Here is a 19,390-nt window from a genome sequence, read left to right on the forward strand (position 1 = left end):
ACGGGGCGAGGTGCACGGAGCGCTGTGTGGAGGGGCATGGGGGCCGGTTCTGGTCGTTGTGGTGCTTCGCCACCTGCCCCCCCAGGTGATCATGTGGTGAAGTGCGATAGCCTCGGCCCTCGGGCATTAGCGCGTCAAGGCCATAGCGGAGCCGGGCACGCGCGGGCGAACCGCGCTCCGCTACCATGCCCGGATGACAACCTTGCCGGTCACCCTGCTGGTGATAACCCACAACGAAGCGGTCAACATCGGCCGCTGCCTGGACAGCGTGCCCTTCGCCGCCGAGAAGGTGGTGGTGGACAGCGGCAGCGACGATGGCACCGTGGCCATCGCCCGCGAGCACGGCGCGCGTGTGGTGCACCAAGACTGGCTGGGCTTTGGTGCCCAGCGTAACTTCGCCACCACCCAGGCCAGCCATGAGTGGATCCTGGTGCTCGACGCCGACGAGTATTTCTTGCCTGATGCCGCGGCTGCCCTGTCGCACGCCATGGACGCGCTGCTGTGCGGGGACGCCGCGGCGGCGGTGCTGCGCCGCCGCACCCTATACATGGGGGCGCCGATGCGCTGGTACCGGCCCATGGTTGGGGAGCGCATGGCGCGGATCTATCACCGCGCGCGCGCGCGCGGTGGAGCGATGCCCGGGTGCACGAATCCCTGCGTTGGGAAGGCCCCGTGGTGACGCTCGACGTGGCCTTCGAGCACCTGCACAACCCAACGCTGGCGCACAAGCAGCTCAAGGTGCTGCGCTACGCTGAACTCAAGTGCCTCGACTGGCTCGACCGCGGCCGCCCGCCGCGGCCATGGATGGCGCCGCTGGTCTACCTGGCCTCGTTTGCCAAGGAGGCGCTGCTGCGGCTCGCTCTGCTCGACGGCTGGCGTGGCCTGGCGGTGGCTCATACCGCGTCCGCCTACGCCGTCTACAAGCGCCTGCGCTACTACGAGATGGTGCGCAACCCCGAGTCGGTCGAGCAGGCGCGCGCGATCCTGCTGCGCCATGGAATCGGCCGCTGAACGCCCCCCAGCGCCCCCCCGGATACCACTACGAGACCCCCATGACACAGAAGCGCCGCTATCTCCTCTACGGTTCGGAGCGCTACGCGCTGGCGATTCTCCGGCCCATCCAGGAGGCCATCCGCGCCCGCGGCGACGAGGCGGCCTGGTTCTTCGACGGCCCGGGGGGCGCCGACTTGGTGGAAGGCGAGACCCTGCTCGACGTTGCAGGGGTCCGCCGGTGGCGACCTGACGCGGTGCTGACGCCCGGCAACCATCTGCCGCACTTCTTCCCGGGTGCCAAGGTGGAGGTCTTCCATGGCTTCGACGCCGGCAAGCCCCGGCACATCTACATACGCGGCTTCTTTGACCTCTACTGCACCACCGGCCCGCGCGACACCGCGCAATTCCAGGCGCTGGCTGACAGGCTCGGCCACTTCAGCGTGGTCGAGACCGGCTGGCCGAAGCTGGATCCGTTCATGCGCAGGATCGCCGGCCCGCTACCGCCGGTGCGCGACGTCCCGGTGATCCTGTACCACTCGACGTTCTCGCCGTCGTGGAGCGCCGCGGAAATCCTCTACGAGGAGGTGAAGCGGCTCTCGCGCAACGGTCGCTGGCGCTGGATCGTCACCTTCCATCCCAAGATGGCTGCGGAAACAGTGGCGAAGTTCAAGGCGCTGCAGAACGAGCACCTCACCTTTGCCGAGAACGACAACATCCTCGACCTGTTCCCCGAGGTCGACATGATGTGTTCGGACACCTCGTCCGCGCTCAGCGAGTTCCTCCTTACTGGCAAGCCGGTGGTGACGTTCCGCAACCGCCGTCCGGGGGGCCAGCTGATCGATATCGACGACGCGGCCGACTTCGAGCCGGCGATCGTGCGCGCGCTATCGCGGCCGCCGGAGCTGATGGCCGCGATTCGCGACTTCGGCGACGCGATCCACCCTTGGCGCGATGGGCGCAGCAGCGAGCGCGTGCTCGCGGCCATCGATGACTTCCTCGGGCGTGGCGGTCGCAACCGCAAACCTAAGCCGCGGAACCTTTGGCGCAAGTTCAAACTGCGTCGCCGGATCGGCTACTGGGGGGTTGCGCGGTATTGAGCCTCCGTTCCAGCAGCCTCAGGCGGTCTTCTGGCGCGCTGAAGCCCCTGTTGCCGATGCGGTGCGCCACCTGTGGCAGGTCGACGAGGGCTTCCGCAAGTGCAAGGCGCTGGACATGACGATCGCGCGCCCGGGCGTTTCCTCCGCTTCGATCAGCGCACGCGCTACGGCGGCCAGGACCGGGAGTTCGGCGAACGACTGGAGACCGCCAGGATCCGCGGCAAGCGCATCCGCCATCGCGCGATCGTGGGGCATCTGGACCATCCGCGCGGCTATGCCACCGAAGAGAGCCTCGCCTTCAACTGAACGCCGCGCGCGGAGACCGGGCGCAGCGGGCGTGCTTGGACGGCGCATGGGGTCGAGGCCGGGCCGGCGCCTAAAGCGGCAGGCCTGTCGACTTCGACGACCCGGCGGTGCTGCCTGCGCTGCTTGCGCGGGCCTTCGCGCCCACGCCGGAGCTGCAGGACGCGCTGGCGGCCTATGCGGACCGGATCCACCCGTTCAGGGACGGCCGCTCGTCGCAGCGTGTCATCGCGGCGACCGATGCAGTGCTGGCTGGCACCATGGGGCGTTTGCGCAGGCGCCCGCTTACCGCCGCGTACCGCGGCTTGCAGATTCGCAGGGAGCTCGGGTACTGGGGGCCGGCAGCGCGTTGAGCTCGCACTCCCGTCGGCATCGGCTGGGCGTTGCCGCCCGACATTGCAATCGGACTGTCACCCGGGCGTATGTTCGACGCCACCAAGCTCTGTGATGATGTTGCAATGAATCGTGCGATCGCCGCGAGCGTCATCTTCACCACCTACAACCAGCCGGACTGGCTGGAGAAGGTGCTGTTCGGCTTCGCAGCCCAGGATCGCGCCGATTTCGAAGTGCTGGTCGCCGACGACGGCAGCGACGATCGCACCCGCGAACGCGTGCTGGCGCTGCGCCCGCTGTTGCCGATGCCGGTGCGCCACCTCTGGCAGCCTGACGACGGCTTCCGCAAGTGCGAGGCGCTGAACATGGCCATCGCCGCGGCGCGGTCGGACTACCTGTTGTTCACCGATGGTGACTGCATCCCGCGCGCGGACTTTGTGTCCACGCACCTGCGGGAACGCGCGCCGGGTCGCTTCCTTTCAGGTGGTTACCACAAGCTTCCGATGACGACGAGCCACGCGATCACCGCCGACGACATCCGCGACCAGCGCTGCTTCGATGCGCGCTGGCTGCATGCCCGGGGCATGCCGCGCACGCTTCGCGACCGCAAGCTCACTGCCGGCCCGACCGCCGCGCGCCTGCTCGACGCGGTCAGCACCGCGCGCGCGAGCTGGAACGGTCACAACGCTTCGGGCTGGACCCTGGACGTGCTGTCGGTGAATGGCTTCGACCAGCGCATGCGTTACGGCGGCGAGGATCGCGAGTTCGGCGAGCGGCTCGAAAACGCCGGTATCCGCGGCAAGCGCATCCGCCACCGGGCGATCGCCGTCCACCTCGAACACCCGCGTGGCTACGTGACCCCGGAGGGCATCGCCTTCAACCGCGCACTGCGTGCGGAGACCCGGCGCCACGGGCGGGCGTGGACCGATTTCGGGATCCGGCCGGGTCCGGCCATGGCCCCGGCCGACTCCGCGCGGCCTGCCGCGCTTCCGCTGTCGGCCGTCACCAGCGCAATGGAAGTCGTGACAGCTCTGCCGCAAGCCGGCCGTGCAGAGCACGGGCCTCGACCTCCGGCATGAAGCGCAGGCGCAGCAGGGTCGTGGGCCGGGCGCCGGCGGTGTCGAGCGACAGCGTCGCCATGCCGAACCAGCGGTCCAGCGGGGACTGCTCCAGGCGCAGGGCCTGCAGCTTGTCGATCTCGGCGAAGCGCCACTGTCGCGACCACCAGCCCCAGCGCGCGGCCACCATGCGCGCGTCGAGCGCGTAGCCCGCGCGCTGCGCGTTCTGGCGCGCCGCGTGGACGGCCCACGGCGCCCAGGCCAGGGCCAGCAGGCCCACTGGTCCGAAATACCAGCAGGCGCCCACGGTCCCCATCCCGGCAAGCATCAGTCCGGGCAGCGCCAGCCGCTGCCATGCGCGTGGGTGCACGCGCCTCCATCCCGCAGGTGGCCAGGCGGGGGCGCCCGCGAGCACCTCGCGCACCAGCGCGTCGCAGGCCTCCGGGGTGGCGATCGGGGCCAGTTCGCGCAGGCCGCGCTGTTCGCCGCCCTCACCGGCGCTGGCGACGGTGTCGACGTGCAGCGAACGACGCCGCAACAGGCGGTGGAGCAGGCCCTCGCGCAGGGACCAGGACTGGATGCGCCGCCGCGGGGCGCTGGTGCGCAGGCGGGTGAGCAGGCCGCGCTCGACGGTCAGGCGCCGGCCCTGGAGCAGCAGCCGGAAGCCGTGGTACTGGAGCAGCGCGAGTGCCACCGAAAGCACGCGCAACAGGGCAAGCGCCACGAGTATCACAAGGGCCACCGCCGCCGCACGCGCCAGCATGCCGTCGGCGAAGCCGCTGGCGTAGCCGAACACCCTGTCCGCGGCGTCGCGGACCACGCTCGCGAGCATGTGGTCGGGCAGCACCTGCCAGGACACCGCGAAGGCGCCGGCGACCACCACCATGCCGCGGTTGCTGACCAGCCCCAGGCGCACGAGTTCGGCGCCCTGGAGCGAGAGCAGCAGCCTGCCGTCGCCGTGGCCGGCCGCACCTTCGCCTGCAGGCGCATCGGGATCGGCATCCGCGGCGACCGCACCGTGGGTGCGGATCAGCCGTTCCAGCGCCAGCGCATCCTCCATGCGCAGTACGCGCATCTCGGCCTCGGGCTTGTTGCCGCCCGCTGATTCCAGCCGTACCTCGGCGACCCCGAACACGCGGTGCAGCAGCGTCTGGTGCAGCGCCACGTTGTGGATCCGCGCGAACGGGATTTGCCGGACCTGCCGCTCCAGCAAGCCTTCGCGCACGACCAGGCGGTCGCCATCGACACGGTAGCGGTAGGTGAAGTAGCGCCAGACCGAGGCGGCCGCGAGCACCGCCACGCCGGCCAGGGGCCAGAGCGCATAGCGATCGCCGCGGCCGAGGAACACCAGTACCAGCAGCGGCACGATGAACTGGCGCAACTGCTGCAGCAGCACGAACAGCCAGGACCAGGGGTGCAGGCGGCGTTCGTCGCCATTCGCCGGCGCGTGGGGTTCAGGCGTTGCCGGCATCGTCCTCGTCCACCTGCTGCGCCAGCAGGTCGCGCAGCCTTGCGGCATCGTCGGCATCAAGGCCGGCCACCGCGACCGCGCTGTCGCGGGTGCCGGCGGTGTGGACCACCAGGGTGGCAAGCCGGAAGCGCCGCTCCAGCGGCCCGTGCTTGAGGTCGACGTGTTGCACGCGCGTTCGCGGAACGCGGGTCTCGACCTGCCACATGCGTCCGCGGCGATAGCCGAGGCCGGTGTTGTCGAGCAGCCAGCGCGTGTGGCGATAGCGCCGGGCAGCCAGCCACAGGCCCCAGGCCGGGAGCAGCAGCAGGCTTGCCAGCGCGACCGCGAACGCCGGCAGCGGCTTGGGCAACAGCAGTCCGATCGGTACCAGGCTGGCCAGCGCCAGGCCGCCCCAGCCGGCACCGTGGGCGAGCAGGAACAGGGTGCGCGCGCGCGGCGGCAGCGGCTGCCAGCCGTCGCGGGCCGGGACCGCTGCGGCGTCGCCGGGCGGTGCCGGCACGAAGGGTTCGCTCATCGCCGGCGTTCCAGGTCGCGATAGGGATTGGGTTCGTTGCTGCCGGGCGGGCGCAGCTTGTAGCGCTTGTAGGTCCACTGGTACTGCGCCGGCGCGCGCCGCGCCATGTGTTCGACGCCGGCGTTGAGCGCGGCGACCGATGCCGTGGTGTCACGGTCATGGATGCCCGCCGGTGCCGGGTCGATGCGCAGCGCATAGGCCAGGTCGCGGCCTTCCAGGCGCTCGCAGCAAGCGAACAGCACGGTCGCACCGCTGCGTTCGGCCAGGCGCGAGAGCAGGGTCATCGTCAGCGCCTCCATGCCGAAGAAGGGCGCAAACGCGCCGTCGCCGGCCTTGGGCTGCTGGTCGGGCAGGATCCCGACCACGCCGCCATCCTTGAGCGTCTTGTACAGCTGGCGGATGCCCGGGCCCTCGGCGCGGACCTGGGTGATGCGGCCGGCGTCGGTGTCGGCGCGCACGCGGCGCAGGAAGGCCTCACCGATCGCCGACTCCGGCGGCTTGTACAGGATCGCCAGCGGCGTGCGCGCGGCCAGCCACTGGTTGAGCAGCTCCCAGTTGCCGTGGTGCGGCGCGGCCACGATCACCCCGCGGCCGGCGGCCATCGCGGCATCGAACAGCGCCTCGCCGTGCGACTCGCGGATCAGCGACAGGTTTTCCGCGTGCGGCCGGGTCCACAGGCGCAGGGTTTCGATCATCTGCCGGCCGGTGGTGCGCATCACGTCGTGGTGCAGCCGTTCGCGCTCGGCGGCAGCGAGGGCGGGCATCGCCAGCTCCAGGTTGCGCAGCGCCACCACGCTCTCGCGCGTACGCAGCGTGCGCGCCAGCCAGCCCAGCGCGTCGCCCAGCGCGCGTTGCGCGCCCCAGGGCAAACGCCCGATGGCGGAAGCGGCGGCGTGCAGCAGGCTTGCGGGCAGCTCGGTCATCGCTAGAGTCTATCCGTCGGACCCGCCATCACGAGGATGCCCATCGATGCTCCTGCTCCTGCAACGCGTGACACGGGCCAGCGTCGAGGTGGACGGCGAAGAGGTCGGTGCCATCGGCCCGGGCCTGCTGGTGCTGGCGGGGATCGAGCCCGGAGACGGCGCAGTGCAGATCGCGAAGATGGCGCCGCGCCTGCTCGCCTATCGGGTCTTCGGCGACGAGGCCGGGCGCATGAACCGTTCGTTGGCAGATACCTGCGGCGGGCTGCTCCTGGTCAGCCAGTTCACCCTGGTCGCCGACACCCGCTCCGGGCTCAGGCCGGGCTTCAGCACCGCCGCCGCGCCGGCCGAAGCTGAACCGACGTTCAGCGCCCTGGTGGGGGAATGCCGCCGACTTCATGCCGGGGGGGTGGAAAGTGGCCGCTTCGGGGCCCATATGACGGTAAGCCTGGTCAATGACGGGCCAACCACCTTCCTGCTGCGGTCATGAGCCCTCGCGCGGAATGGTATAATTACGGGTTCCCCTTTTCTACGGTGCGCGCCACATGGCGATCGAGCGTCCAGCCCCGCAGTCCGACATCAAGATCCTGATCTCCAAGGGTCTCGAGCAGGGCTACCTCACCTATGCCGAAGTCAACGACCACCTGCCCGACGATCTCGTCGACGCGGAGCAGCTCGAAGACATCATCGGCATGATCAACAGCATGGGCATCCAGGTGCATGAAACCACCCCGGATGCCGAGACGCTGTTGCTGGCCGGCGAGTCCAGCGGTGGCCGCGAGGTCGATGACACCGCCGCCGAGGAGGCAGCCGCCACGCTGACCGCACTCGACGGAGAAGGCGGCCGCACCACGGACCCGGTGCGCATGTACATGCGCGAGATGGGCACGGTCGAGCTGCTGACCCGCGAAGGCGAGATCGCGATCGCCAAGCGCATCGAGGAAGGCCTGAACCAGATGGCCGCCGCCCTGGCGACCTTCCCGGGCACGATCGCGCACCTGCTCGGCGACTACGAACTGCACAAGGCCGGCAAGAAGCGCCTGCCCGAAATCGTGGTCGGCTTCACCGACGGCCTCGACGATCCCGTGCCGCCGCCTGCAGCGCCGCCGGCCCCCGCGACGCCGGCCGCCAACAACGACGCCACGGATGCCAAGGCCTCCGATGACGACGCCGATGCGGACGAGGAAGACGAGAAGGACGACACCGCTGCCGAGGAGACCGGTCCCACCGGCCCCGACCCGGCCGAGGTCGCCCGCCGCATGGAGGAGATGGCCGCCAACTACGCCAAGTTCGAAAAGGCCGTGGCCAAGGGTGGCCCGACCGCCAAGGCGGCGATCAAGCTCCGCGAGGAAATGGCCGAAACCTTCACCAGCCTCAAGTTGCCGCTGCCGCTGACCGATGTCCTGGTCCGCGAGCTGCGCGACGTGGTCGGCGAGATCAAGGACCACGAACGCCGCATCCTCGACCTGTCGACGCGCGTCGCCCGGATGCCGCGCAAGGACTTCATCCGTGCGTGGGACGGCAACCAGACCAACCTCGAGTGGGTCGACGAGCTGCTCAAGCGCAAGCAGAAGTGGGCCAGCGGCCTGCGTGACGTCAAGGACCAGATCGTCGCCGGCCAGGAAGCGACCATCGCCATCGAGAAGGGCATGATGGTGACGCTGGCCGACCTGCGCGAGATCAACCGCACCATGGCCATCGGCGAAGCCAAGGCGCGCAAGGCCAAGAAGGAAATGGTCGAGGCCAACCTGCGCCTGGTGATCTCGATCGCCAAGAAGTACACCAACCGCGGCCTGCAGTTCCTGGACCTGATCCAGGAGGGCAACATCGGCCTGATGAAGGCGGTCGACAAGTTCGAATACCGCCGCGGCTACAAGTTCTCGACCTATGCCACCTGGTGGATCCGCCAGGCGATCACCCGCTCGATCGCCGACCAGGCGCGCACCATTCGCATCCCGGTGCACATGATCGAGACGATCAACAAGCTCAACCGCATTTCCCGCCAGATGCTCCAGCAGTTCGGCCGCGAGGCCACGCCGGAGGAGCTCGCCAAGGAAATGGAAATGCCCGAGGACAAGATCCGCAAGGTGATGAAAATCGCCAAGGAGCCGATCTCGATGGAGACTCCGATCGGCGACGACGAGGACTCCCACCTGGGCGACTTCATCGAGGACACCAACGTGGAGTCCCCGATCGACGCGACCACCAACACCAACCTCTCCGAGACCGTGCACGACGTGCTGGCCGGCCTCACCCCGAGGGAGGCCAAGGTGCTGCGCATGCGCTTCGGCATCGACATGAACACCGACCACACTCTCGAGGAAGTCGGCAAGCAGTTCGACGTCACCCGCGAGCGCATCCGCCAGATCGAGGCCAAGGCGTTGCGCAAGCTGCGCCACCCGAGCCGTTCGGAGCAGCTGCGGAGCTTCCTCGACATCGAGTGAGCGCCCACGCAAGGTGATCCAGGAAAAGCCCCGCCATTGGCGGGGCTTTTTCGTTGGCGCGAATATGAATGGCACCGCCGACACCGGGTCGCCTTCGCATGATCGCTACACCGGGGCATGCAATGTGACCGCCACGGCGCACCACGGCGCCCGAACAGGAGACCTCAATGAATTCCACTGCCAAGACCCTTCTCGCCCTCGGCTTCGCCACCGCCCTCGCGGCCTGCAGCAACACCGACCAGGCCGCCAACTCCGCCCAGGAAGCCGCCGAGTCGGCGACCGAAGCGCAGGAAGCCGCGCAGCACGCGTCGGCGACCGGTGACATGGCCGCCACGCAGTCGGCCCAGGCCGCCGCCGACGCCGCCGATGCCGCCGCGGATGCATCCGCCCACATCGCCGGCCAGGTCGACACCGGTGACGAGATGACCCGTCGCGAAGACCTTGCGGACGCTGCCGAGAAGGCCGCCGACGCCGCCGAGCAGGCGCAGGACGCGGCCGAGGAAGCCAATGCGGCGGCCGATGGCGAGAACAACACCGACGGCATGTAAGCCGCCACAGCAACGAACCTTGCGACGGGTTCCGTCGCGGGATCGTGTCGCGCAGTCGCGGCCAGTCCTCGTCGTCTGGTCGCGCCTGCGCGATTCTCGTTTTGCGGCGCGCAGCGCCGGCCTACAATTGGCGCTGCGGGCCTATAGCTCAATGGTCAGAGCAGAGGACTCATAATCCTTTGGTTCCAGGTTCGAGTCCTGGTGGGCCCACCAACCAGCTGCACCGTACGCACGCGCATCGAAATTCCCGCCGCCGCCGCGGCCGGATTGCTGACCGGGATCAGGCGCGCCGCCGCCTGCGTGGTGCACAATGTCGGTCTTTCCGGCGCCTGCGCCGCACTGATCCGGGAGTCCCATGACGCGACCTTCTTCCATCGACCGTGAGCAACTGCTGGCCTGTGGCCGCGGTGAAATGTTCGGCGAAGGCAATGCCCGCCTGCCGGCCCCTCCGATGTTGATGATGGATCGCATCACCCACATCGCAAGCGAGGGCGGTGCCTACGGCAAGGGCGTGATCGTCGCCGAGCTCGACATCGACCCGTCCATGTGGTTTTTCGAATGCCACTTCCTCGGCGACCCGGTGATGCCCGGCTGCCTGGGCCTTGACGCGATGTTCCAGCTTGCCGGTTTCTACTTGCCCTGGCTGGGCGAACCCGGCCGCGGCCGGGCACTGGGCTGCGGCGAACTCAAGTTCTCCGGCCAGGTGCTGCCGACCGCGAAGCGCGTGCGCTACGAGATCGACATCAAACGCGTGATGCGCGGCAAGGTGCCGCTGGTGATCGCCGACGGCCGAACCTTCGTCGACGACAAGGAAATCTACGTCGTCCGCAGCATGCGGGTAGGCCTGTTCAAGGATCTGGAGGACAACTGATGCGCCGCGTAGTCGTGACAGGCATGGGCATCGTGTCCTGCCTTGGCAACAAGCTTGATGACGTCTCGCGCGCGCTGCGCGAGGGACGCAGTGGAATCACCGCGGCGCCGGAGTACGCAGAGCTGGGCCTGCGCAGCCAGGTCGCGGGCATGCCGGTGATCGACCTCGACGCCGAGATCGACCGCAAGCGCAAGCGCTTCATGGGCGATGCCGCGGCGTACGCCTGGGTGGCGATGCGCGATGCGCTCGCGCACGCCGGGCTGTCGGCCGAGCAGGTCAGCAACCCGCGCGTGGGCGTGATCGCCGGCTCCGGCGGCGGCTCGGCCGAGTGGCAGGTCGCCACCGCGGACCTGCTGCGCGCCAAGGGCGTGCGCAAGGTCGGTCCGTACATGGTGCCGCGCACGATGTGCTCGACGGTGTCGGCAACGTTGGCCACCGCGTTCGGCATCCTCGGCCTGAGCTATTCGATCTCGGCCGCCTGCGCCACCTCGGCGCACTGCATCGGCGCCGGCGCGGACCTGATCCGCCACGGTGCCCAGGACGTGGTCATCGCCGGCGGCGGCGAGGAAGAGCATTGGGCGATGAGCGTCATGTTCGACGCCATGGGCGCGCTCTCGTCCGGCTACAACGACACGCCCGCGGTGGCCTCGCGCCCCTATGACGCAGGCCGCGACGGCTTTGTCATCGCCGGTGGCGGCGGCATGCTGGTGCTGGAGGAGTACGAGCACGCGAAGGCGCGCGGCGCCACCATCCATGCCGAGCTTGTCGGCTACGGCGTGACCTCCGACGGCGCCGACATGGTCGCGCCCAGTGGCGAAGGCGCAGTGCGCTGCATGCAGAACGCGTTGGCCACGGTGCACGCGCCGGTGGACTACCTCAACACCCACGGCACCTCGACGCCGCTTGGCGACATCGTCGAGCTCGAGGCGGTGCGCGCAGCCTTCGGCGAGCGGATGCCGCCGCTGTCCTCGACCAAGGCGCTGACCGGGCACTCGCTCGGCGCGGCCAGCGTGCACGAGGCGATCTACAGCCTGCTGATGATGCGCGACGGCTTCATCGCCGGCTCCGCGCATATCGATACGCTCGATCCGCGCGCGGAAGGCTTCCCCATCGTGCGTGAAAGCCGCGATGCGAAGCTGGACACGGTGATGTCGAACAGCTTCGGCTTCGGCGGCACCAACGGCAGCCTGGTGTTCGCGCGGGTCTGACCGCCCAACCCGGGCCACCCCGCACCTTCCAGTAGGAGCAGCTACAGCTGCGACCGGCACTCGCTGCTTTCTGGTCGCAGCTGTAGCTGCTCCTACCGGTTTCCGGTGCTCCTGTGGCTTCCTCCGCGCCGGCACGCGCCGTCCGGGATCCATCGTTCCATGGCCGCGCACCCGCGACGGGTGCCGGCGACGTAGATTGGATGCATACGTCACTGGAACCATTCGGACCCCTTCATGAGCACACTTTTCGATCGCTGTGACCTCGGCGCCCTGGCGCTGCGCAACCGCATCGTCATGGCCCCCATGACCCGCTCCCGCGCCGTCAGCACCGTGCCCGACGCGCTCACCGCGACCTATTACGCGCAGCGCGCCGGCGCCGGCCTGATCGTTACCGAGGGCGCGCAGGTCTCGGAGCAGGCGCGCGGCTATCTGTTCACGCCCGGCCTGCATACCAGGGCCCAGGTCGCCGGCTGGAAGGCGGTGACCGCCGCGGTGCACGCCGAGGGCGGCGCCGTGTTCGCGCAGCTCTGGCACGTGGGGCGCCTGTCGCACGTGTCGCTGCAGCCCGGCGAACGCGCGCCGGTGGGGGCCGTGGCGAAGGCCGCCGAAGGCGTGCAGGCCTTCGGCTATCGCGAGGACGGCACGCCGGGACAGATGCCGGCGAGCACCCCGCGCGCGCTGGCCGCGGGCGAACTCCCGGGCATCACCGCGCACTTCGTCGCCGCGGCGCGCAACGCGATCGAAGCCGGCTTCGACGGCATCGAGATCCACGGTGCCAACGGCTACCTGTTCGAGCAGTTCATCAACGGCGGGCTCAACACGCGCGACGACGCCTACGGCGGCAGCGACATCGCCAACCGCCTGCGCTTCGTGCTCGAAACCGTCGACGCGGTCGTGGCCGCCATCGGTAGCCGGCGCGTCGGCATCCGGCTGTCGCCCTTCAACCGCATCTTCGACATGCCGGCCTTTGATGGCGAGGCCGACACCTGGCTGGCGCTGGCCCGCGAGCTGGCCACGCGCAACCTGGCATACGTGCACCTCAGCAACCGCGAGGCGATCGTGGCCGCGGCCGGCGAACGCTTTCTCACCACGTTCCGCGAGGCGTATGCCGGTGGCACGCTGATCCTGGCGGGCAACTACACGCGCGAAAGCGCTGCGGCAGACGTGGCGGGCGGACTTGCCGACCTGGTCGCCTTCGGCCGCCCGTTCATCGCCAACCCCGACCTGGTGGAGCGCCTGCGCAACGACTGGCCGCTGGCCGAGGGCGACAGCTCCACGTTCTATGGCGGCGGGGAGGAGGGCTATATCGACTATCCGGCGTACCGCGTCGAGCCTGAAACCGAGGCCGAGTCGACCTGAAGCCGGGGCGGGGTGCGCCGGTCGCCCACTCGCGTGGATGCGTCCGGCGCCCTCGGGCAGCTGCGCGGCTTCAGGGCTCGCGCCGCGGCCGTCTCTCGCATGCTGCAGGCACCCTCGGCAGCGCGTAGGCTGGATGTCGACATGAACGTTCCCGAAGGCGCGTGGTAGCCGCGACTGTCCGGATCCATGTGCAAGGCGATCCGCTGTCGGCGGCGCAGGTCCACCGGAGGTTTCCCATGATCGAACTCATCATCAAGCAGCGCACGCGTGATCTTGGCGCCTTCGAAGTCGGCCGCGTACTGCCGTTCGCGAAGCGTCGGATGGTCGGCCCCTATATCTTTTTCGATCGCATGGGTCCCAAGCTGATGGAGCCGGGCCTGCCGCGCGAGGCCGATGTCCGCCCGCATCCGCATATCGGCCTGTCGACAATCACCTACCTGTTCGACGGCGAGATCATGCATCGCGACAGCCTGGGTTCCGAGCAGTCGATCCGGCCGGGCGAAGTCAACTGGATGACCTCGGGCCGCGGCATCACCCACTCCGAGCGTTTCGAGGAACTGCGTGCCAATGGCGGTCCCATGGACGGCATCCAGGCCTGGGTCGCGCTGCCGGACGAGCGCGAGGAAGTCGATCCCGGCTTCTGGCACTACGGCAGCAATGCGCTGCCGGTGTTCGAAGGCGACGGCATCGTCGGCCGCCTGATCGCGGGGCGGCTGGCGGGCATCGAATCGCCGGTGAAGACCGATTCGCCGCAGTTCTACGTGCATTGGCAGCTGCGAGCGGGTTCGCGCGCGTCGTTGCCGGCGGAGTACAGCGAGCGTGCGGTGTATGTCGTGCGAGGTGATGTCGAAGTGGCCGGCCAGCGCGTCGAGGCCGGGAGCATGGCGCTCCTGACGCCAGGCAAGGCGGCGACGATCGCGGCGCTCAGCGATGCGGTGGTCATGGCGCTGGGCGGCGAGCCCGTGGGGCCGCGCTACATCGACTGGAACTTCGTCTCATCGTCGAAGGAGCGCATCGAGCAGGCACGCGCGGACTGGGCCGCAGGCCGGATGAAGCTGCCGGACCTGGACAACGGCGAGTTCATCCCGCTGCCGCCGAAAGTCGGCCGGATGGTGGAGCCGGAGCCGATGTCCTGAGTCGCGCGCGAAGGTCGGGTTCGACATACCGACCCTTCGATAATCCGCGACCTTGGCATCCCGATCCGCCGGCAATCCGGGACTGTAGGAGCAGTCATGGCTGCGATGCTTTTCAGCGAAGGCGATCGCAGCTATAGCTGCTCCCACAGTATTCGTCGTGCGTCGTGCGCCGTGCGCGGTTGGTTCTGCGCCGTTCGCCGTCGGTCGTTGATGGGTTTCAGTTGCAGTTGCAGTTGCGGTTGGCGGTTGGCGGTTCGCGCGATCAGCGCGCGGGGGTGAAGGTCACCTTGGTGGAAATCGCGACGTCGTCGGGGATGATCGACACGTCGCCCCAATCACCGGCGCCGACGCCGAAGTCCAGGCGCTTGACCGTGGCATTGCCGACCAGAACCGGCTGCTGGCCCGGGGTCCAGGTGATCGCCAGCGCCACCGGCTTCTTTACTCCGCGCAGCTCCAGCGTGCCGTCGGCGACGTAGCGGTTGTCGCCCAGGCTGCGGAAGCCGGTTGCCATGTAGCGAGCGGTGGCGAACTTGGCGATGTTGAAGAAGTCGCCGGTCTTGAGCGTGCCGTCGCGGTCGTCGTTCTTGGTGTCCGCAGTGGCCAGCGGGATGGTGACGTCGAGCTTCGCCTCCTGAGGTGCAGCCGGGTCGAAGCTCAGCGTGGTCCTGAAGTCGGGGAACAGGCCGACGAAGGTCTCGCCCTGGTATTCGCTGGCGAAGCTCAGCGCGCCGGAGGACTGGACGTAGTCGGCGGCGGTGGCCGGTGCGGCGGCCGCGGTGATCGCAGCGGCGAGGGCGAGGGGCAGGAGGCGGTTGCGAAGGCTGCGGGTGTTCATGTCAGTGCTCCGAAGTCGGGTCGGGGGCGTCGGCGCGGCGCAGCGAGGGCAGCATGCGCCGCAGGGTGTCGTCGCCCTGGAAAATGTGGTGGTAGAACGCGGCGCCGGCATGCGCCAGCACCAGCAGGATCAGCAGCCAGAAGCCGTATTCGTGCACCTGGATCGCGGTTGCGGCCAGGTCTTCGCTGCGTCCGGCGATCGACGGCAGGTTGAACTGCTTGAACCACTGCAGCGGATAGCCGGAGGCCGAGTTGAAGACCCAGCCGCTCAGCGGGATCGCGAACAGCAGCACGTACAGGGCGATGTGGGTGACGCTCGCGATGCGCTCCTGCCAGGCCGGAGTGCCCGGCACCGGCTTCGGTGCACCGGCGAACAGCCGCCAGGCCATGCGCACTGCCACCAACGCCAGCAGCGTCAGGCCCAGCGACTTGTGCAGCGCGTAGGTGTTGATCTTCGCAGGCGTCGGCGGCAGGTCGACCATGGTCAGGCCCAGCCAGGCCATCCAGCCGACCAGGAGCACGATCGCCCAGTGCAGCAACATGCTGACAGGACCCCAACGGTGTTCGGAATTTCGGATTTGCACGGTTGCTGTCCCTTATTGGAGTCGTGGCAGGTCGAAGACCAGGATCTCGGCATTGTCGCCGCTGGCGATCTCGACGTGCGGCTCGTCGGCGTACAGCAGCGCGTCGCCGGCGGAAACGGCGTGGCCGTTGACCATCGCCGCGCCGCGCACGACGTGCATGTAGGCCAGGCGCCCGGGGGCGATGTCGAGCGTGGCCGCCTCGTCGCCGTCGAACAGGCCTGCGTACATGCGCGCGTCCTGGTAAATGGTGACCGATCCCTCGCTGCCGTCGCGGCTGGCGACCAGGCGCAGGCGGCCGCGCTTGTCGGCGTCGGTCCACGCTTTCTGCTCGTAGCTGGGCGTGATGCCCTGGGCCTCGGGGATGATCCAGATCTGCAGGAAGTGCGTCAGGCCTTCCTGGTCGTGGTTGTACTCGGAGTGGGTGATGCCGCTGCCCGCGCTCAGGCGCTGCACTTCACCGGGCACGATGGCCGCGCTGTTGCCCATCGAATCCCTGTGCGCCAGCGCGCCGTCGATCACGTAGCTGATGATCTCCATGTCGCGGTGGCTGTGGGTGCCGAAGCCCTGGCCGGCCTGTACGCGATCCTCGTTGATCACGCGCAACGGACCCCAGTGCACGTGCTCGGGATCGTTGTAACCTGCGAAGGAGAAGCTGTGCCAGGACTCGAGCCAGCCGTGCCGGGCGTGGCCGCGTTCATTTGCGGGACGGTAGGTGATCATGATGCGGACTCCGTTGCGAGCGACTCTGCGCGCTGGAGGAGTAGTGTGATTGGCATCGCTTGTAGAATAAACACCGCGAGGAACCAATCATTGTTCTATTTTAGCGGTCAATTGGCGCCCAGGACGAACGCCGCAGATTAAACCGGTTGCTGTTCTATATTTGCGATCAGTCGTTGCAATATTGTTAAACAAAACGATAATTCAGAACGATAGACTGTCGGCCTCGGTTGATGACCTGTGTCCCGCGGTCCTCTCGAGCCCGCCACCATCCGCGAAGCACTACCTCATCCAGGAGTCCGTCATGTCCAGCCGCATCCCTTGCACCATCCTCGGCCTTGCCCTCGCCGCCGCGTCGGCCTACGCCTTTGCCGCCCCGGTGACCTACACCATCGACGCCAGCCACACCGACGTCGTTGCGCAGTGGAACCACCTCGGCTTCTCCAACCCGATCGCCCATTTCGGCCAGGTCGAAGGCACCATCACCTATGACGCCGACAATGTCGCCGCCTCCAGCGTCGAGGTCATCCTGCCGCTGGCCGGCCTGTCCTCGCACGTGAAGGCCTTCGACGAGCACCTGCTGAGCGATGACTTCTTCGACGCCGCCAAGTATCCGCAGGCGACCTTCAAGAGCACCGCCGTGGAATCCGCGGGCGAAGGCAAGCTCAAGATCACCGGTGACCTGACCATCAAGGACATCACCAAGCCGGTGGTACTCGACGCCACCATCAACAAAGTGGCCAACCATCCGATGACCAGCCAGCCGGCCGCCGGCTTCGACGCCGTGGCCACGCTCAAGCGCACCGACTTCGGCCTGGGCATGAACGCGCCCTACGTCAGCGACGAGGTGCAGCTGCGCATCACCACCGAAGCCGCGGTGCCCAAGCAGGGCGAGTAAGCGCAGCGTCCGCGCGCCGGGTCCGTCCCGGCCGCGGCCCCCACCTGCCCGAAGACCGGGAAGGAATCAGCCCTTCGCGTCGAGCTGCGAGGGGTCGCGCGCGCAGCCGCGCAGGACGAGCTCGACCGCGGCCAGGCCGTCGCGCTCCAGGTCGATTTCCTCGGGATCCACCAGGTGCATGCGCAGCGCACCGCCGATGATGAAGTGCAGGGTGCGCGCGCAGCTCTCCACGCTCATGTCCTCGCGCAGTTGGCCCAGCGCTTCCGCGCGGCGGAAGGCGGCCTTGATGCGTGACAGGGTCTGGTGCATGCCGGTCTTGCGCAGCGTGGCCAAGGCGTCGTCGGCAGCCGGGATCTCACAGCGCAGTTCGAGCACCTCGAGCGTGGCGCGCACCCGCGGCGTGTGCACCAGGTCGGCGAAGGACTGCCGCAGCAATTCTCGCAGGTCCAGCAGCGGCGTTATGCCGTCGGGGCGCGACACGCGCTCCAGTCCGTGGAAGAAGGGCAGGCTGACGCGGTTGATCATCGCCTCCAGCACTTCGGCCTTGTTCTTGAAGTGCCAGTAGACGGCGCCGCGCGTCACCCCGGCGCGCACCGCGATGGCTTCCAGGCTGGTGCCGGACAGGCCCTTCTCGCGGAAGCAGTCCTCCGCCGCGTCGAGGATGCCCTCGCGCGTGGCCAACGCGTCTTCCTTCGTCCTTCTCGCCATCATTCATTGTTCCATTACGGGCGCGAATTCGCCCTTTGACATACATACATCCATGTATGTATATTACATCACATCACCTGAAACGCCCAGCACCGATGCCGCACCAGCGGGGTCCCGGTCGCTGGGCGTGCCGTTTTCGAATCCCCACAAGGCCTCTCCCCACATGACCACGACCCTCCGCCGTGTCCGCCCCGTGCTTCTCGTCCTTGCCACCGCATTGCTTGCTGCCTGCAGCGGTGGCCAAGAGGGCGCCGAGGCCCCGAAGCCCGCGGTCACCGTCGCCACCCTCGAGGCCCGTCCGGTGACCATCACCCGCGAGCTCCCGGGGCGGACCAACGCATGGCTGGTGGCCGAGGTCCGGCCGCAGGTCAACGGCATCGTGGCCAAGCGCCTGTTCACCGAGGGCAGCCTGGTCGAGGCCGGGGAGCCGCTGTACCAGATCGACGACGCCAGCTATCGCGCCGCGGCCAACAGCGCCCGCGCCCAGCTCAAACGCGCCGAGGCCACCCGCACCGCCGCCCGCCTGACCGCCAGCCGCACCGCCGAGCTGGTGAAGGTGTCCGCGGTCAGCAAGCAGGACCACGACAACGCCACCGCTGCGCTCGCGCAGGCCGAGGCCGATGTCGGTGCCGCGCGCGCCGCGCTCGATGCGGCCAACGTGACCCTGGGCTATGCCCGGATCACGTCGCCCATCAGCGGCCGCATCGGCAAATCCAGCGTCACCCAGGGCGCGCTGGTAACCGCGAACCAGCCGGCCGCGCTGGCGACCGTGCAGCAACTCGATCCGATCCATGTCGACCTCACCCAGTCCGCCACCGAGCTCCTGGACCTGCGCCGTTCGCTGGAAGCCGGGCGCCTGGAGAGCACCGAAGGCATGCCGGTGACGATCCTGCTGGAGGACGGCAGCGAGTTCACGCATCCCGGCAGCCTCAAGTTCTCGGAAGTGGCCGTGGACCCCTCCACCGGCAGCTTCTCGCTGCGCGTCGAAGTGCCCAACCCCGACCATGTGCTGATGCCCGGCATGTACGTGCGCGCAAAGCTCGGCGCCGGCGTGCGCCAGAACGCGCTGCTGGTGCCGCAGCAGGGCGTGGCCCGCGATCCGAAGGGCGATACCTCGGCGCTGGTGGTCAATGCCGAGGGCGTGGTCGAGCAGCGTCCGGTGGTGGTCAGCCAGACCATCGGCGACCAGTGGCTGGTCGAGTCCGGCCTGGCCGCCGGCGACCGCGTGGTGGTCGAGGGCCTGCAGAAGATCGCGCCGGGCGCCACGGTCGAAGTGACGGAGGAGGCGCGCGCGCCGCGCCTGCCCGGCGCCGGCAATGCTGACGCCGCGGACACCGCCGCGGCCGACGCCGCCACCGGGCCCGCGCCGGCTGCGCAGGAATAACGGAGACCGC

The 19,390-nt window shown here is 68.8% G+C and carries 19 protein-coding genes, 1 tRNA gene and 2 pseudogenes; 15 read left to right on the plus strand and 7 right to left on the minus strand.

The features are described 5' to 3' along the window. Positions 1 to 193: 193 nt before the first annotated feature. The 5 genes and pseudogenes from ACW7GZ_RS08975 to ACW7GZ_RS08995 all read left to right on the plus strand — a co-directional run bounded on the left by ACW7GZ_RS08975 (position 194) and on the right by ACW7GZ_RS08995 (position 3,805). Positions 194 to 1,011, plus strand: a pseudogene (locus ACW7GZ_RS08975) (glycosyltransferase family 2 protein). A gap of 41 nt (positions 1,012 to 1,052) precedes the next feature. Beyond that, on the plus strand, positions 1,053 to 2,090 hold the full coding sequence (locus ACW7GZ_RS08980; RefSeq protein ID WP_457008857.1) for a CDP-glycerol glycerophosphotransferase family protein: 1,038 nt from the start codon (positions 1,053 to 1,055) through the stop codon (positions 2,088 to 2,090). Positions 2,091 to 2,189: 99 nt separating this feature from the next. Beyond that, a complete protein-coding gene (locus ACW7GZ_RS08985) occupies positions 2,190 to 2,396 on the plus strand; it encodes a hypothetical protein (protein ID WP_457008859.1) in 207 nt (68 codons plus the stop codon). 110 nt (positions 2,397 to 2,506) lie between these two features. After that, positions 2,507 to 2,746: pseudogene (locus ACW7GZ_RS08990) on the plus strand (CDP-glycerol glycerophosphotransferase); the annotation flags it as partial. Positions 2,747 to 2,851: 105 nt separating this feature from the next. Further along, positions 2,852 to 3,805, plus strand: a complete 954-nt coding sequence (locus ACW7GZ_RS08995) for a glycosyltransferase family 2 protein (protein ID WP_457004458.1) — start codon at positions 2,852 to 2,854, stop codon at positions 3,803 to 3,805. Here ACW7GZ_RS08995 and ACW7GZ_RS09000 read toward each other — a convergent pair. From ACW7GZ_RS09000 to ACW7GZ_RS09010, 3 genes are read right to left on the minus strand one after another with little or no spacing between them, the layout of a single operon-like run. Next, positions 3,729 to 5,255, minus strand: a complete 1,527-nt coding sequence (locus ACW7GZ_RS09000; RefSeq protein ID WP_457008861.1) for a PH domain-containing protein — start codon at positions 5,253 to 5,255, stop codon at positions 3,729 to 3,731. The two genes, ACW7GZ_RS08995 and ACW7GZ_RS09000, sit on opposite strands and share 77 nt — an antisense overlap. Then, positions 5,239 to 5,769 carry a PH domain-containing protein gene (locus tag ACW7GZ_RS09005; protein ID WP_457008863.1) on the minus strand — a complete coding sequence of 177 codons (531 nt, stop codon included), beginning with the start codon at positions 5,767 to 5,769 and terminating at the stop codon, positions 5,239 to 5,241. The genes ACW7GZ_RS09000 and ACW7GZ_RS09005 overlap by 17 nt, the downstream gene beginning before the upstream one ends. Beyond that, positions 5,766 to 6,692 (minus strand): lauroyl acyltransferase, encoded by a 927-nt coding sequence (locus ACW7GZ_RS09010; protein WP_457004464.1) that lies wholly within the window; start codon positions 6,690 to 6,692, stop codon positions 5,766 to 5,768. The genes ACW7GZ_RS09005 and ACW7GZ_RS09010 overlap by 4 nt, the downstream gene beginning before the upstream one ends. Positions 6,693 to 6,738: 46 nt before the next feature. Here ACW7GZ_RS09010 and dtd point away from each other — a divergent pair, with 46 nt between their 5' ends. The 8 genes from dtd to ACW7GZ_RS09050 all read left to right on the plus strand — a co-directional run bounded on the left by dtd (position 6,739) and on the right by ACW7GZ_RS09050 (position 14,255). Next, positions 6,739 to 7,179: a D-aminoacyl-tRNA deacylase gene (gene dtd / locus ACW7GZ_RS09015; RefSeq protein WP_457004466.1), complete on the plus strand. Its 441-nt coding sequence runs from the start codon at positions 6,739 to 6,741 to the stop codon at positions 7,177 to 7,179. 55 nt (positions 7,180 to 7,234) lie between these two features. Next, on the plus strand, positions 7,235 to 9,133 hold the full coding sequence (gene rpoD / locus ACW7GZ_RS09020; protein ID WP_457004468.1) for an RNA polymerase sigma factor RpoD: 1,899 nt from the start codon (positions 7,235 to 7,237) through the stop codon (positions 9,131 to 9,133). Between the two features lie 167 nt (positions 9,134 to 9,300). Next, positions 9,301 to 9,681, plus strand: a complete 381-nt coding sequence (locus tag ACW7GZ_RS09025; protein ID WP_457008865.1) for a hypothetical protein — start codon at positions 9,301 to 9,303, stop codon at positions 9,679 to 9,681. Between the two features lie 137 nt (positions 9,682 to 9,818). Further along, positions 9,819 to 9,894, plus strand: a tRNA-Ile gene (locus tag ACW7GZ_RS09030). A gap of 142 nt (positions 9,895 to 10,036) precedes the next feature. Beyond that, complete coding sequence (gene fabA / locus ACW7GZ_RS09035) at positions 10,037 to 10,552, plus strand: bifunctional 3-hydroxydecanoyl-ACP dehydratase/trans-2-decenoyl-ACP isomerase (RefSeq protein ID WP_457004471.1); 516 nt, start codon at positions 10,037 to 10,039, stop codon at positions 10,550 to 10,552. Further along, positions 10,552 to 11,760, plus strand: coding sequence for a beta-ketoacyl-ACP synthase I (gene fabB, locus ACW7GZ_RS09040; RefSeq protein WP_457004473.1), 1,209 nt, complete (start codon positions 10,552 to 10,554; stop codon positions 11,758 to 11,760). Before fabA ends, fabB begins: the two co-directional genes overlap by 1 nt. Positions 11,761 to 11,994: 234 nt before the next feature. Beyond that, complete coding sequence (locus tag ACW7GZ_RS09045; RefSeq protein WP_457008867.1) at positions 11,995 to 13,119, plus strand: alkene reductase; 1,125 nt, start codon at positions 11,995 to 11,997, stop codon at positions 13,117 to 13,119. Between the two features lie 236 nt (positions 13,120 to 13,355). Continuing rightward, complete coding sequence (locus tag ACW7GZ_RS09050) at positions 13,356 to 14,255, plus strand: pirin family protein (protein ID WP_457008869.1); 900 nt, start codon at positions 13,356 to 13,358, stop codon at positions 14,253 to 14,255. Positions 14,256 to 14,517: 262 nt separating this feature from the next. Here the strand turns inward: ACW7GZ_RS09050 and ACW7GZ_RS09055 are convergent, their stop codons facing one another. Genes ACW7GZ_RS09055 through ACW7GZ_RS09065 form a run of 3 tightly spaced genes read right to left on the minus strand, consistent with a single transcriptional unit; the run spans position 14,518 to position 16,393 of the window. Further along, entirely contained in the window at positions 14,518 to 15,090 is a 573-nt protein-coding gene (locus tag ACW7GZ_RS09055; protein ID WP_457008870.1) for a YceI family protein, read from the minus strand. A 1-nt stretch (position 15,091) separates the two neighbouring features. After that, positions 15,092 to 15,673, minus strand: a complete 582-nt coding sequence (locus ACW7GZ_RS09060; protein WP_457004478.1) for a cytochrome b — start codon at positions 15,671 to 15,673, stop codon at positions 15,092 to 15,094. Between the two features lie 12 nt (positions 15,674 to 15,685). Then, positions 15,686 to 16,393 (minus strand): pirin family protein, encoded by a 708-nt coding sequence (locus tag ACW7GZ_RS09065; protein ID WP_457004480.1) that lies wholly within the window; start codon positions 16,391 to 16,393, stop codon positions 15,686 to 15,688. 301 nt (positions 16,394 to 16,694) lie between these two features. On the opposite strand from ACW7GZ_RS09065, the gene ACW7GZ_RS09070 reads away from it, so the two are divergent. Next, positions 16,695 to 17,288, plus strand: coding sequence for a YceI family protein (locus ACW7GZ_RS09070; protein ID WP_457008872.1), 594 nt, complete (start codon positions 16,695 to 16,697; stop codon positions 17,286 to 17,288). Between the two features lie 66 nt (positions 17,289 to 17,354). Here the strand turns inward: ACW7GZ_RS09070 and ACW7GZ_RS09075 are convergent, their stop codons facing one another. Continuing rightward, positions 17,355 to 17,999, minus strand: a complete 645-nt coding sequence (locus ACW7GZ_RS09075; RefSeq protein ID WP_457004483.1) for a TetR family transcriptional regulator — start codon at positions 17,997 to 17,999, stop codon at positions 17,355 to 17,357. A gap of 160 nt (positions 18,000 to 18,159) precedes the next feature. Here ACW7GZ_RS09075 and ACW7GZ_RS09080 point away from each other — a divergent pair, with 160 nt between their 5' ends. Next, complete coding sequence (locus ACW7GZ_RS09080) at positions 18,160 to 19,380, plus strand: efflux RND transporter periplasmic adaptor subunit (protein ID WP_457004485.1); 1,221 nt, start codon at positions 18,160 to 18,162, stop codon at positions 19,378 to 19,380. Positions 19,381 to 19,390 lie beyond the last annotated feature (10 nt).

It is taken from the genome of Luteimonas sp. A537, assembly GCF_054052065.1.

Coding starts and splice junctions, on each gene's coding strand:
- ACW7GZ_RS08980 (WP_457008857.1), top strand. CDS start 1,053: ATGACACAGAAGCGCCGCTATCTCCTCTACGGTTCGGAGCGCTACGCG.
- ACW7GZ_RS08995 (WP_457004458.1), top strand. CDS start 2,852: ATGAATCGTGCGATCGCCGCGAGCGTCATCTTCACCACCTACAACCAG.
- ACW7GZ_RS09000 (WP_457008861.1), bottom strand. CDS start 5,255: ATGCCGGCAACGCCTGAACCCCACGCGCCGGCGAATGGCGACGAACGC.
- ACW7GZ_RS09005 (WP_457008863.1), bottom strand. CDS start 5,769: ATGAGCGAACCCTTCGTGCCGGCACCGCCCGGCGACGCCGCAGCGGTC.
- ACW7GZ_RS09010 (WP_457004464.1), bottom strand. CDS start 6,692: ATGACCGAGCTGCCCGCAAGCCTGCTGCACGCCGCCGCTTCCGCCATC.
- dtd (WP_457004466.1), top strand. CDS start 6,739: ATGCTCCTGCTCCTGCAACGCGTGACACGGGCCAGCGTCGAGGTGGAC.
- rpoD (WP_457004468.1), top strand. CDS start 7,235: ATGGCGATCGAGCGTCCAGCCCCGCAGTCCGACATCAAGATCCTGATC.
- ACW7GZ_RS09025 (WP_457008865.1), top strand. CDS start 9,301: ATGAATTCCACTGCCAAGACCCTTCTCGCCCTCGGCTTCGCCACCGCC.
- fabA (WP_457004471.1), top strand. CDS start 10,037: ATGACGCGACCTTCTTCCATCGACCGTGAGCAACTGCTGGCCTGTGGC.
- fabB (WP_457004473.1), top strand. CDS start 10,552: ATGCGCCGCGTAGTCGTGACAGGCATGGGCATCGTGTCCTGCCTTGGC.
- ACW7GZ_RS09045 (WP_457008867.1), top strand. CDS start 11,995: ATGAGCACACTTTTCGATCGCTGTGACCTCGGCGCCCTGGCGCTGCGC.
- ACW7GZ_RS09050 (WP_457008869.1), top strand. CDS start 13,356: ATGATCGAACTCATCATCAAGCAGCGCACGCGTGATCTTGGCGCCTTC.
- ACW7GZ_RS09055 (WP_457008870.1), bottom strand. CDS start 15,090: ATGAACACCCGCAGCCTTCGCAACCGCCTCCTGCCCCTCGCCCTCGCC.
- ACW7GZ_RS09065 (WP_457004480.1), bottom strand. CDS start 16,393: ATGATCACCTACCGTCCCGCAAATGAACGCGGCCACGCCCGGCACGGC.
- ACW7GZ_RS09070 (WP_457008872.1), top strand. CDS start 16,695: ATGTCCAGCCGCATCCCTTGCACCATCCTCGGCCTTGCCCTCGCCGCC.
- ACW7GZ_RS09075 (WP_457004483.1), bottom strand. CDS start 17,999: ATGATGGCGAGAAGGACGAAGGAAGACGCGTTGGCCACGCGCGAGGGC.
- ACW7GZ_RS09080 (WP_457004485.1), top strand. CDS start 18,160: ATGACCACGACCCTCCGCCGTGTCCGCCCCGTGCTTCTCGTCCTTGCC.